This is a genomic window from Devosia insulae DS-56 (assembly GCF_000970465.2).
GTDB lineage: Bacteria > Pseudomonadota > Alphaproteobacteria > Rhizobiales > Devosiaceae > Devosia_A > Devosia_A insulae.
Genome location: NZ_LAJE02000225.1, coordinates 1 through 12,153, shown reverse-complemented (window position 1 = coordinate 12,153; position 12,153 = coordinate 1). Strand labels below are relative to the sequence as shown.

The window sequence follows — 12,153 nt, the reverse complement described above, 5'->3', positions numbered from 1 at the left end:
GAGGGACAGGCTGCGGGGTACTCTGTGCGCACCGGCCCCTCGGCAGCGTTACTCCCTACCGCCCAACACACCGGCAAGGCGCATCGGCCAGCGTCGTAAGATAAAGATCCGTCATCGCCAGCCCCTCGGGCAGCCGCAGCATCGCTGCCTGCAGCTCGGCCGCCGCGAGATCGGCCGCACCGCGCGCTCCGGGCAGAATGCTGAGCGGCGCCAGCGAGCCGACGATGCGGATCAGCTCGCGCCCGGCCGGATAGGCCGCGCGGATGCTCACCGCATCGTCCTGGCCGGGAATGCTCAGCACTTCGCCGGCCTGCACCAGCAGCGGCACACCGTCCGCGGGCGGATAGAGCTGCAGCACTTCGCCTGAGGGGCCCACCGTCAGCACGGTGTAATAGGCGTCGCGGCTGCCGCGGATGAACAGCCGCACCTCCTCGCCGATGCTGTAGGCGCCATCCGGGCTATCGGCCCAGGCTTCGACGAGGAACCCCGCCGCCGGCTGCGGTGCCACGGCCTGCAGCAGCAGCTGCGCTTTGTTGAGGGCCAGCTCGGGCGGTGGCGCGCCAATTCCTGGCGACACCATCGTGAGGCTGGCGACGGCGGCAGCGGCTGCCCAGTTCATCTCATTTGCTCCCGTGGCCAATCCACCGAGCTAGACGCGTCTATCGCCCCGCCGCCACAACAGCTGAATGGGTCGGGTCCAATCGGCTTGGGGCCCGTCAACCCGCTTGCGCCCTTGCTACCAACCGCGTGGGCATGCTTCCTCTCGTCTCGATTGCCCGCCGTGGAGTTAACCGGTGCTGACTGGGGACACAGATACTGCTGAACTGGCGCTCGACCTGGCGTTCATCGAAACCATCCGGCGGATGAAGGCGCGTTTTCAGGCAGAACTTCTTGCCGCGTCGCAGTCGACCGATCCCGACGTCTTGCTGAGCCTCAGGCAGGAATCGTTCTTTCAGCTGGCGGAGTTCCTGTTCGCGATGAAAACCTACGGCATCGACTCCCCCGACAAACTCGACCGCTTCGCCGACCTCCATAACCAATATCTGCTTGGGGTCCGCGACGATCGCGAACGCATGCGCCGCTATGGCCTCACCCCCGAGCGCATCGATTCCGCCCTGTTCACCGGCGATAACCTGCGAAAACTCCTCGCCAATTTCGCCGGGCCGGCGCCCTCGATCGACCAGTCCGACCTGGCGCGCTTCCTCGTCACGGTGATGTCGACCGAGACCTGCAGGAAGTTGCTGCTCGCGGCAGAAAAATCCGGCTTCGTCGAGCGCACTCGCTCGCCGTTCGGCGCCGTACTGATCGTCTCGCTCGGCACCATCGAAGCCATCTATGGAACAGTGATCAGGGAGGCGCGCCGTGCTGCAGCAGCTCATTAGGGCGAGCCTCATCGCCGCAACCCTCGGCATCGCAAGCGGCCTCGCGACCGCTCCGGCCCGCGCCGAAATGGTGGTGGTCGCCGCCGGCACCCTCACCCCGGCCGAGCAGCAGCTGGTCGAGCAGAACCCTGCCCTCACCGAGCTCGCCGGCGATCCCGAGATGTTGCGTGCCGCGCTCGATCTGATCGCCACGGCGCTCGCCAACCCGTCCAACACCCGCGGCGGGCTCGATGATCTCGATGCGACCGACGTCAAGCTGCTCGGCCAGAACCCGGCTCTGCTGCAGGTCTGGCGCAGTTCACCCGAGGCCTCGGCCGACCTGCTGCAGCTGATCCGCACCGCGGCCGGCGGCAGCAAACCGAAATAGTGACAACGGAGACCACGATGCGCCTGCTGCTCGCCTGTCTCGTCATTCTCACCGGCCTTGCACCGCTGAGCGCCGCGGCGGCGCGGCTGGCGCTGGTCATCGGCATCGACGCCTATGACACGCTGCCGCCGCTCGATAAGGCGGTGGGCGATGCCGAGGCGATGTCGGCCCGGCTCGAAACGCTCGGCTTCGAGGTCACCACGGTGCTCAACCCGGGCCGGCGCGATTTCAACCAGGCGATCACCGCCTTCCGCCGCGCTTTGCAGCCGGGCGATGCCGCCTTCGTCCACTATTCCGGCCACGGCGTCGAAGTCGACGGCCGCAACCTGCTGCTGCCGCGCGACGTGCCGATCCCCACCAGCGGCGACGAGGATTTCCTCATGGCCGAAGCAATCGACCTCAACGACATGATGCAGCGCGTCGCCGAGAGCGGCGCAGCCGTGCGGATTTTCGTCGTCGATGCCTGTCGCAACAACCCGTTCGCACGCAAAGGCGTGCGTGGCCTCGGCGAGGATGGCGGGCTGGCGATGAGCGCGCCGCCCACCGGCAGCTTCGTGCTCTATTCGGCCGGCTTCCGGCAGACCGCGCTCGACCGGCTCGGCCCGGAAGATCAAAGCCCCACCTCGGTCTATACCCGCGTGCTGCTCGAACGGCTCAGCCAGCCCGGCATCTCGATCAGCGAGATCGCCCGCGGCGTCCGCGTCGACGTCGCGGCGCTGGCGCTCAGCGTCGGGCATGAGCAATCGCCGGCCTATTACGACGAGCTCAACAGCGATTTCGTCGTCAACGCCGACCCGCGGCCGACCAGCGCGCCGGCCGCCGATACGGTTGAGGCGGCAGCGTTCGACCGGGCCAGGGATCTCGGCACTGAGGCGGCCTGGGACGCGTTCCTCAAAAACTACCCCGAAGGCGTGTTTGCCGACCTGGCGCGCGCCGCGCGGGAGGCGGTGGCAACACCGGCCGAAGCCGTCGCGCCGGCGCCGACCGAGACCGAAACCCTGCTCAGCGCCTTCGAGGCGCGGCAAAAGCTCGAGACGCTGTGGGACGAAGGCCGCCGCATGGCCAATGCCGGCGATACCGCTGCCTATTTCCGCGCGATGAGCGCCGCGCGCGACCTCGCCGCAACGCAGTTTGGCGATGACAGCATGGAATATGCCCAGGCCAGCAACCACATGGTCGGCGCGCTCAGCGGTATCGGCGAGATCGAGGCGGCGATCGCCGCCTCGCGCGCCGCCATCGCCATCTACACCCGCCTCGTCGGCTCCGGCGACCTGCGCATCCTGGTCGAACAGGGCAATCTCGCATCGCGCCTCAACGCCACCGGCAAGCGCCAGGAGGCTGCCGAGATCTTCGAAGCGCTGCTCACCGGCTACGAGAAGCTCAACCCCAGCGGCCCCGACAGCATCTATTACGCCCATGGGCTCGAGGGCTATTCGCAGTTTCTCGCCGCCTCGGGCGAGCTCGACCGCGCCCTCGGGTATGCCGAGAGCGCCGTGGCGGTGCTCTATGCGGCCGGCTCCACCCCGTCGGTCGACGATGGCGGCATCGCCATCAACTATGCCCGCCTGCTGCTTGACGCCGGGCGGTGCAAGGACGCCATGCCGGTGCTCGACAAGGCCAAATCGCGCATGCAGGCGGCGGGTGTCGCAACCAGCCAGGGCGACCACGCAACGATCCTGCAACTGCTCGCTAAGGGCTGTCGCTAACCCCTCCAATCGGCTTGGAGGGCGGCCACCGGGCTGTCCTCGAAAGCCATCGGGCGACCTGCTTTCCTCTCCTTACCGAAGCGCGATCGGGCGCTTCAACCAAGGGAGAGATCACCATGAAGTTCACCGCCGCCGCCCTGCTGCTCGGCCTCCTCGCCAGCCCCGCCTCTGCCGCCAGCCTTGCCGGCATCCCCTGCGACCACCCCGATGTGATCAAGGCGATGGAAGATGGCCTCCGCAACTCCGTCGAAGACGGTCGCTCGCTCGTCTCCTACGGCGTCTTCATCGAAGACATCGCCAGCGCCAGGACCGTCCATTCGAGCCGCAACAAACTGGTCTGCGCCATCTCGCTGCGCGTCTCCAACTCGGGCCAGATCAGCACCATCCGCCTCCGCTACACCTACGAGCAGTTCGCCAGCGGCAAGAAGAGCGCTTCGATTACGCCGATGTGAGGGGCTCTCTGAACGTGCAGTCGGCGGCCCTCTCCCGCAAGCGCAGGGCTATCGCATATGGAAAGGCACCGGGCTCTCCGTGGTCCTCCACCGCGCAGCGGGGGAGGAGCACTGAGAGTTCAGTGCACAAAGTCATATGCGATTGCCCTGCGCAAGCGGGGGAGGGAATCCTGACCGCATGCTCCGCGTCCCCTCCGGCAGGACCTCAATTCGTCAGTTCGCCGGGAGCACGGCTGCGCCGCACGTTGCCGCTATGGTTGTGCGGTCGGGCCGAAACGGCGAGACGCACCAAGGAAGGTCTTGAACAGCAGGTGATCGCTGCCGAGGAAATCGCGCGGGCCCTCGTTGAAGAAGCGCTTCATGGCGCGATGGAAATGCGATTGATCGTGAAACCCCGCCTCGACGGCCATCGCGGTCAGAGCCGTGGTGTCGTTGCGGTAGAGCACTCCCACCACCCAGTTGATCTGCAGGATCTGCCCAAAAAACTTCGGCTTGACCCCGACGATACGACCGAAGCGGCGATTGAGCTGACGTGGATCGATGTCCAGCCGCGCACAGATCTCTGCCACCCGGATCGCGCCGTTCTGGCTCTCGAACCAGCCCACCGCCGCCTCGACAGCGCTGTCTGCAGGGACGGCATGCTGCGCGAGGGCGCTGAAAAAGCCGTTCGCCTCCGCGATATGCTCGTCGCGTGAGCCGGCCGGACCGCGGATGAAGTGCCGGCGTGCGACCGGCTCGATCGCCGGGTTGATCTCCGCCAGCGCCGGGGCCCGTCCGGTGGTCTGCTCGCCGGCAATGCCGAACAGCCGATAGAGGCCGGTGGCGGAGAGTTCGCAGTAGAGCATGTGATGGCCGACCGGATGGTGCACGGCGATGTCGTGGTCGATGATCTGGCCCGGCAGATGCCAGCGCGACGATTGCGCAACAGGCTGGCCATCCACCACGAAGCGATAGCCCGGCAGGTCACCGAAGCAGTTGGCGAAATAGGTGTAGCCGGTGGGTTTCGGACGGACCAGCAATGGCTTTTCGAGGCGCTGGTTGGCGTACATGTAGCGTCGCACGAACGGCTGCAGATGCGCCGGCGCCGGCACGATGTCGATTTCGCCAGCATCCATAAACCCGCTCCCGTTGTCCGATTTTTACAAGCGCAACTGCTCGCCGGCAGGTATCGTCGTCACCTTGACGCCGCGATGGGAAACATGCGCCGTCAATTGCGGCTCAGGTCCGAAATACGACACGGGCCAGCCAGCGACAATATGATCATTCATCGGGAGATTACACTATGGACGAGATTCCCGATACTGATTCTGATTTCTGGAACCCGCTGGAGTTGCTTGATCGCACCCGCGGCGTCACGGCGGATCAGGCTTGGTCGGTGCTCGACGCGGCACTGACGCGGGCTGGTTTCCCGCATAGCTTTTTTGCTTCCGGGGTGCCGATGACGTCGAAGCGCCCGCTGCTCGACAAGTTCGAGCGCGGCATCTTCGGCGGAGGACGCTTCGTCGGTGAGTTCTTCCCCGAGCTCATCAGGCAACCGCAACTGCTGGCGACCGAGCCGGTGGCGCCGCACTGCCGGCGCTCGCTGCGGCCTTTGGTATGGTCGAGCGAAGCGGTGATACCGACAGCCGGGAGCGCCATGGCGCTGGCCCGCGATTTCGACCTCAGCGCCTTCATCGTGTTTCCCTTGCGCAACGCCGACGCCACCCGGTACGGCAACTTTACCGTGTTTCGCAGCGATGCCGGTCGCCAGGCATCCTGGCTCAGGCGGGCGCAGCGCCTGGGCCCGCTTCTGCATGTTACGGCGCAGTATTTCCACGACACGCTGGCCGGGCTCGAGGACGGCGCGCCCGACGCCTCGAGTCTCGTGCTGTCTCCCCGGCAGCGGGAGTGCCTGCTATGGGCAAGCCAGGGCTTATCGAGCAAGCGGATCGCCGACCGGCTCGCCCTGTCCGAGCCGGTGGTCAACGAGTATCTCGCCACCGCCCGGCGCAAGCTCGGCACTTCGACCAGGACGCACGCGGTCGCCCGCGCCATCGCCCTCGGCCTGATCGATCCCTGACGGCCTCGGCGCCCCCTCATTTCTGCGGGATTGGGGCGTGGAGCTGTTGGCGCGACAATGCAGGGCGGTCTGGTAGCGGGGAGATCGGCAAGTCCTGTTAACGGAGAAGCTCCATGGTTCGCATGAACAACAAACCTGCAACTATCCTCGCTCTTGTCGTGCTGGGGGTCTTCGCCCTGGCCGGTGGTGCATCGGCGAACGGCACCATCCCCGATGGAAACGGCGGCGCCGTCTGCAAGGGCATGCGGCACTGCACCACCCTCGCCGTCGAGTGCAAGGGCACTTACACGCCAGCCATCGACGCCGAGGGCAACGAATATGGCAAGTGCACCAAGGTGCGGGTCGACCCCGCCGCGAAGAAAGTAAAGGCCAACTAGCCAGGTCGGGGCTCGCGCAACTGCGGGCCCCGCCACATCCTCGGAGCTATCCACTCCCCTCCCTGTAAGCCGGGCCCTCCCGACCTCGCCTCCTGCCGTTTTGCCCTGGCCCATCAGCCCCTCCCCGCTGTGGCAAAACGTCCAGCGCAGCCAGTCGCCATCTCGGTCTCCATCAGCATCCGGCAGGAGGCTACAACCTCTAGCCACTATAGCTGCAAGGGCTTCTGCAAGCGGCAGGAAATCCGATTGCGCGGCCGGAGCGACAGTGTCACCCATGTGGATGAGGACTGACCTCGGGGGCGCGACGGGGTGAGGGCCGGATGGGCGTACACAACTACCTGATCGAGGGCCTCTCCGGCACCGGCAAGACCACGGTGGCCGAGGCTCTGCAGCGCCGTGGCTATCACGTCATCCACGGCGACCGGCAGTTCGCCTATTACGGCGACCCCGAAACCGGCGCACCGCTGGATTGGCCGGTTTTCGACAGCGATAGCGACAAAGTGGCGTGGGGTTACCGGCACTGGATCTGGCCGGTGGAACGGGTCAAGGCGCTGATCGCCGACCGGAGCCACCCCATCAGCTTCTTCTGCGGCGGCTCGCGCAATCGCCACCACTTCATCGCCCTGTTCGACAAGGTCTTCGTGCTCGAGGCCGACGCCGCCACCCTGGATCGGCGGCTCGCGGCGCGGCCAGCCGACATATTCGGCGGCCAGCCGGCCGAGCGGGAGTTCAACACGCGGCTCCATGCGAGCGGCGAGAACGACCCGGCCAACGCGATCCGCATCGACGCCACCGCGCCGCTTGCCGACGTCATCGACGCGATCATCGCGGCATGCGAGGCGGGTGGTGGCGGTGATACGGCTGGGAGTGAGTGATGGCCTCGTAATTCACGACGTTCCGGTCGCGAACCACGCCAAACCTCATGGCCGGCCATCGAACCGATGTGGTGGCTTCAACAGATCCATAGCTCGCTGCCGGGACGCGCGTCCGTGAGCATTCCGGCCATTATGTGATCGACCGGACCAGCACTTGCTCACGCCTTTTGGGGAAGCCCTCGCGCCCTATGCCCACAGGTGCCCTTGACAAAAACTGAGTGCAATCATATTTGAGTGCAATCGGAATAACCGATCGGGCTTGGCCTGCCGCCATTGATCCAGGAGCACCCACATGAACGCGCACCACTCCAACGACACCGTCATCACCGCCTACAAGGATGCACCGGCCCGCACGATCACGGCCGGCGGCGTCAGCTATGCCTATCGCGAACTGGGACCGAAGGGCGGCATCCCCGTCGTCTTCTTCGTCCACCTCGCAGCAAACCTCGACAACTGGGATCCGCGCATCGTCGACCCGATTGCCAGGGGCCACCATGTCATCACCTTCGACAATCGCGGGGTGGGCGGCTCCAGCGGCCAGGTTCCCGATACGATCGAGGCGATGGCCGAGGATGCCGTGACCTTCATCAGGGCGCTCGGCTTCGACAAGATCGACATCTTCTCGTTTTCGCTCGGTGGTTTCGTCGCCCAGGCGCTGGTCGACAAGCATCCCGGCCTCGTCCGCAAGCTGATCCTGACGGGCACCGGCCCGGCCGGCGGCAAGGACATCGACAAGGTGGCGGGCGTCACCTACCTCGACATCCTGCGCGCCACCCTGACCCGGTCCGACCCCAAGGAATTTCTGTTCTTCAACCGAAACAGGTCCGGCAAGCCCGCGGCGCGCGCCTTCGTCAACCGGCTGAAGGAACGCACGGCCAGCCGCGATGTGCCGGTGACGCTCAAGGCGTTCCGGACGCAGTTGCAGGCGATCGCCAAGTGGGGGCGCTCGGCTCCGGCCGACCTCTCGAGGATCACTCAGCCTACCCTGATCGCCAATGGCGACAATGACCGCATGGTGCCTTCGGTGCTGTCGCCGGACATGCATCGCCGCATCAAGGGATCGGAGCTGATCATCTATCCCGACGCCGGCCACGGCGGCATCTTCCAGTTCCACGACAGGTTCGCCCCGCTCGCCGTCGCATTCCTCGATCGCTGAAGGAGGACACAATGAGCACGACATTCAGCAAGCGCTTCTCGTCATCGATCCTGCTGTGGATGCGTACCGACAAGCCGCGCGAGATAGGCATGAACTACTGGAAAGGGCCGCATTCCAGGATCATCTCGGCCAGCCCGGGCCTCGATGAGTATCGCCAGACGCACCTCGCCGAGACCAACCCCGGGCTGTGGCCGGCGACCCCCGGCCTCGAGACCGGGATACCCGCCGGCCGCAAGATCGATGGAGTCGCACAGGTCGCGTTCCAGTCGGTGTTTTCGGTGCTGGCCGGGCGCGAGCAGAACAAGCTGGCATTCAAGGATGAGATCAACGTGTTCAGGCGCACGCTGCTTTATCTGGGTCTGCCGAACTGGTCTCGCTGGTACGATGTGGCGCGTCCGGGCGAAAAGGTCGGGAGCCGGGTGCTGGTTTACCTCAGGCGCCGGGATGGGGTCGGCGGCGGCGCCTTTCGCCGGTTCATAAACGCCGAGTTGGCCCCCGCCCTTGCCGGCACGGGCGCCTTGCAGGAGCTCAGGACCGAAACTTTCCTGCCCTGGAGCAAGGCCCTGTGGAACACGCCCAATGTCGCGCACGACAATCCCGGGGATCAGCAGTTCCACGCCTCGTTGATGCTCGGCTTCCCCGATACCGCCACGCAGGCGGCCTTCTTTGCGGGCAGCAGTTTGGCTAGTCTGTCGGCCCGGCTGGCCCGGATCGCCTCCGCCGCCCACGCCTATCAGGTCGGCGAGGCACTGACTTTCGTGCGGGATGGCGTCATCCTTCCCCATTATCAGGAGTAGCGGGTGAAGACCTTGGAGGACATGCCGCCGGCCGGACCGAAACCGGTGGGACGTCGCGAGCGCAACAAGCAGGAAAAGCTCGACCGTATCATCGCCGCCGCGCGCCAGCTGTTCGAGGCCAACGGCGTCGATGCGGTAACCACGCAGCAGATCGCCGACCGGGCCGATATCGGCACCGGCACCCTGTTCCTTTATGCCAAGAGCAAGAGCGAATTGCTGCTGCTGGTGCAGAACTCAAGTTATGTCGACGCGCTCGAACAAGGCAGGGCTGCCGCCGAAGCCACGTCCGGAGCGCTCGACGGAGTGCTCGCCATCATCCGCCCGATCGTCGAATGCAACCGCATCAACGTCGAGAACGGGCGGGCCTACCTGCGCGAACTGGTCTTCGGCGACCCCGACGAACCGCATCATCGCGATGCCCTGACCCTCACTTTCAGGACCGAAGCGGCAGTCGCCGCGGTTCTGTGCCGCAACGAGCGAATCGAACCCGGCGTCGCCGCCACCCTGGCGCAGATCGTCTCGACGATCATGTTCGTCAGCATGGCCGCCACCATCAACGCCACGCGCCCGGTCGACGACATCATGGCGGAGATTGCCGGCCGCGTGCAGGTGCTGCTGCCGCGCTGACCTGGTGCAAGGCGAGGCCAGCACTGAAGCGGATCGCGCGACGCTGCCGCCGCGCGATCCTCAGTTCATTTCAGGGTCCGCTCGAAAAAGCCGATCAGCGCGTCGGTGACCTCGGGGACGCTGGTCATCTGTTCGAAATCGTGCCCGACACCTTTAACGGTGATGAAGGTCGCATCGACGCCCTTGCCGATCAGCACGTCGTAGAGGCGCTGGCTTTGGTCGATCGGCACGATCTTGTCCTCGGTGCCATGAATCAGCAGCACCGCCGGGCTGGCCTCGGTGACGTGGCTGGCCGGTGTCGCGAGCTTCACCGCATCGGCATTGGCCGCGTCATGCACCGACAGCCCCATATGGAGGCTGGCGAGGTCATAGCCGGGCTGGCCCGCTTCCCCCAGATACGCAGCCGGATAGAAAGCCGCGATGGCGGCAACTTCCGATGAAACCTCCGGCAGCCGGTCGTCGACGAAAGCTTCCGCATTGCCGGTGAGACCGGCAATGAGCGACAGATGCCCGCCGGCGGAGGGCCCGAACACTGCAATCTTGTCGGGGTCGAGATTGTAGAGCGCTGCGTTGTGGCGCAGGAACCGGACCGCCGCTTTGACGTCCATCTGCGGCTCGGGGAATTTCGCCTCGCCGATGCCGCGATAGTCGATCGAGGCCACCGCGAAACCCGCCTCGGCGAAGCGGACCAGCTGTGGCAGCAGCCGCTCGCGCTCGACCGCGCGCCAGCCGCTGCCGGTGACGAAGACGATGACCGGCGCCGGCGCGGTGCTGGTGGGCCGCAGCAGGTCGAGATAGAGCTCGTTGCGCATCAGCCCGAGCGCCGAGGTCGAGTACTGAATGTCTGAGTAGAGCTCGGTTCCGCTGAAGCTGACCCCGGCGGCGTCGATGGTCCTGGTTTCGGCATGGGCCATGCCGGCGACCAGCCATGCGACAGCGATCCCGGAAATGACGGGTTTGAGCATTTGCTTCTCCTCAGTAGCGTTGGTGCGACTACAGCGCGCTGGTGTAGATCGTCAGGATGTCGGAAACCCCCAGGGCGCGCGGGTTGTTGTCGATCAGGCGCTTTATGGCGAAAGCCTCCTCGGCCCAGACCGGCAATTCGGTTTCCTGCGCGCCGTGGCGCAGTAGGCTCATCTCGATGCCAAGATCACGGCAATAGGCCATGCTTGTGGCCAGCACCTCCCGCGCATCGGCCAGTTGGCCGAGGCCGAGCGCCGCGACGATCTCGGTCGTCTTGTCGGGGCGGGCGGTGGTGTTGAAACTTAGCACGTGGGGGAAAACGATCGCGTTGGCGAGGCCATGCGGCAACTTGAGCCGCGTCCCCAGCGGATAGGCCAGCGCATGCCCGCCCGCCGTATTCACCGGGCCGAGGCAAAGCCCGCCATAATAGGACGCCAGCATCATGCCTGCCCGCGCTTCGGTATCGGCGCCGTCAGCCACGGCGCGTGGCAGATATCGGCCGACCAGCCCGATGCCCAGCCGCGCATAACCATCGATCAGCGGATGCGCCTTGAGGTTGGTAAAAGCCTCGACGCAATGCGCCAGCGCATCGATGCCGGTGGCGGCGGTGACGGCCGATGGCACCGAGTAGGTGAGCTCGGGGTCGAGCACCGCGATATCGGCCAGCATGTGCCGGCTCTCGACCGCGAGCTTGGCCAGCGTCGCGGGGTTGGTCACCAGCGCGCGGATGCCGGCTTCCGAGCCGGTGCCGGAGGTGGTCGGCACCTGCGCGAGGGCCACGCGGCGCGTCGCGACCTTGTCGACCCCCACCACGTCGAGGACCGACTGCTCGCCCTTCCACAGCACCGCCACGAGTTTCGCCACATCCATCACCGAGCCGCCGCCGAGCCCGATCACCAGGTCGGGCCGGAACGCCCGCGCGGCCGCCAGCACCGCCTCCACGGCAGGGAGATCCGGCTCGGGCGGGATATCGGTATAGGTCGCGACCTCGCCCTCTAGCCCGATGCGCTCGACAAAGCCGACGGTCGGCGGCATGGCGACGACGAAGATCCGCCGGTAGCCGGCGGCCCACGCGCCGAGCCGGGCAATCGCCCCTGCCCCGATCTCGAGCCGCGAGGGCTGCAAGAGCGTGATCGGGCGGGCCATGGAGAGCACGGCGTCAGACATGGTCGGCCGCCTCCAGCGCGTCCATTTGCGCCCAGACCTTGGCGATCTCGTCGGGGGTGAGCGGCACCAGCGGCGGGCGGACGCGGGTCCAGCCGGGGTTGCCGCGGCGCTTCGCCAGCATTGCCTTGATGGTCGGCAGCTGCACATAGGCGTTGGAGAGGTCGCGCCAGGCATTGATCCGCCCCTGCGCCACCTCGACTTCGGCGGCCTTCTCGGGTTCGAACC

General features: G+C 66.2%; 14 protein-coding genes and 1 pseudogene. 10 read left to right on the top strand and 5 right to left on the bottom strand.

The genetic code is table 11. The features are described 5' to 3' along the window. Positions 1 to 55 precede the first annotated feature (55 nt). Positions 56 to 619, bottom strand: coding sequence for a DUF4384 domain-containing protein (locus tag VW23_RS16305; protein ID WP_069910605.1), 564 nt, complete (start codon positions 617 to 619; stop codon positions 56 to 58). A 175-nt stretch (positions 620 to 794) separates the two neighbouring features. On the opposite strand from VW23_RS16305, the gene VW23_RS16300 reads away from it, so the two are divergent. The 4 genes from VW23_RS16300 (at position 795) to VW23_RS16285 (ending at position 3,907) form a co-directional block, all read left to right on the top strand. Next, entirely contained in the window at positions 795 to 1,382 is a 588-nt protein-coding gene (locus VW23_RS16300) for a hypothetical protein (protein WP_069910604.1), read from the top strand. Beyond that, positions 1,363 to 1,749, top strand: coding sequence for a hypothetical protein (locus VW23_RS16295; RefSeq protein WP_069910603.1), 387 nt, complete (start codon positions 1,363 to 1,365; stop codon positions 1,747 to 1,749). Before VW23_RS16300 ends, VW23_RS16295 begins: the two co-directional genes overlap by 20 nt. 17 nt (positions 1,750 to 1,766) lie before the next feature. Beyond that, on the top strand, positions 1,767 to 3,455 hold the full coding sequence (locus VW23_RS16290; RefSeq protein ID WP_069910602.1) for a caspase family protein: 1,689 nt from the start codon (positions 1,767 to 1,769) through the stop codon (positions 3,453 to 3,455). A 116-nt stretch (positions 3,456 to 3,571) separates the two neighbouring features. Further along, the gene (locus VW23_RS16285; protein WP_069910601.1) at positions 3,572 to 3,907 is read left to right on the top strand and encodes a hypothetical protein; all 336 of its coding nucleotides are present in this window, start codon (positions 3,572 to 3,574) and stop codon (positions 3,905 to 3,907) included. A gap of 251 nt (positions 3,908 to 4,158) precedes the next feature. Here the strand turns inward: VW23_RS16285 and VW23_RS16280 are convergent, their stop codons facing one another. Next, positions 4,159 to 5,022, bottom strand: a complete 864-nt coding sequence (locus VW23_RS16280; protein WP_069910600.1) for an AraC family transcriptional regulator — start codon at positions 5,020 to 5,022, stop codon at positions 4,159 to 4,161. Between the two features lie 167 nt (positions 5,023 to 5,189). Between VW23_RS16280 and VW23_RS16275 the strand changes: the two genes are divergently transcribed. The 6 genes from VW23_RS16275 (at position 5,190) to VW23_RS16250 (ending at position 9,798) form a co-directional block, all read left to right on the top strand. Then, entirely contained in the window at positions 5,190 to 5,966 is a 777-nt protein-coding gene (locus VW23_RS16275; protein ID WP_069910599.1) for a helix-turn-helix transcriptional regulator, read from the top strand. A gap of 113 nt (positions 5,967 to 6,079) precedes the next feature. Continuing rightward, positions 6,080 to 6,343 (top strand): hypothetical protein, encoded by a 264-nt coding sequence (locus VW23_RS16270; RefSeq protein ID WP_069910598.1) that lies wholly within the window; start codon positions 6,080 to 6,082, stop codon positions 6,341 to 6,343. Between the two features lie 320 nt (positions 6,344 to 6,663). Further along, on the top strand, positions 6,664 to 7,218 hold the full coding sequence (locus VW23_RS16265) for a nucleoside kinase (protein WP_069910597.1): 555 nt from the start codon (positions 6,664 to 6,666) through the stop codon (positions 7,216 to 7,218). A gap of 292 nt (positions 7,219 to 7,510) precedes the next feature. Then, on the top strand, positions 7,511 to 8,374 hold the full coding sequence (locus tag VW23_RS16260) for an alpha/beta fold hydrolase (protein WP_069910596.1): 864 nt from the start codon (positions 7,511 to 7,513) through the stop codon (positions 8,372 to 8,374). Between the two features lie 11 nt (positions 8,375 to 8,385). Beyond that, positions 8,386 to 9,171: a strictosidine synthase gene (locus VW23_RS16255; RefSeq protein WP_069910595.1), complete on the top strand. Its 786-nt coding sequence runs from the start codon at positions 8,386 to 8,388 to the stop codon at positions 9,169 to 9,171. Between the two features lie 3 nt (positions 9,172 to 9,174). Continuing rightward, positions 9,175 to 9,798 carry a TetR/AcrR family transcriptional regulator gene (locus VW23_RS16250; RefSeq protein WP_201788060.1) on the top strand — a complete coding sequence of 208 codons (624 nt, stop codon included), beginning with the start codon at positions 9,175 to 9,177 and terminating at the stop codon, positions 9,796 to 9,798. A gap of 65 nt (positions 9,799 to 9,863) precedes the next feature. On the opposite strand, the gene VW23_RS16245 is transcribed toward VW23_RS16250, so the two are convergent. The 3 genes and pseudogenes from VW23_RS16245 to VW23_RS29030 all read right to left on the bottom strand — a co-directional run. Beyond that, complete coding sequence (locus VW23_RS16245) at positions 9,864 to 10,763, bottom strand: alpha/beta hydrolase (RefSeq protein WP_069910594.1); 900 nt, start codon at positions 10,761 to 10,763, stop codon at positions 9,864 to 9,866. Between the two features lie 28 nt (positions 10,764 to 10,791). Continuing rightward, positions 10,792 to 11,928: an iron-containing alcohol dehydrogenase gene (locus VW23_RS16240; RefSeq protein WP_069910593.1), complete on the bottom strand. Its 1,137-nt coding sequence runs from the start codon at positions 11,926 to 11,928 to the stop codon at positions 10,792 to 10,794. Beyond that, positions 11,921 to 12,153: pseudogene (locus VW23_RS29030) on the bottom strand (dihydrodipicolinate synthase family protein); the annotation flags it as partial. The gene VW23_RS16240 and the pseudogene VW23_RS29030, both read right to left, overlap by 8 nt.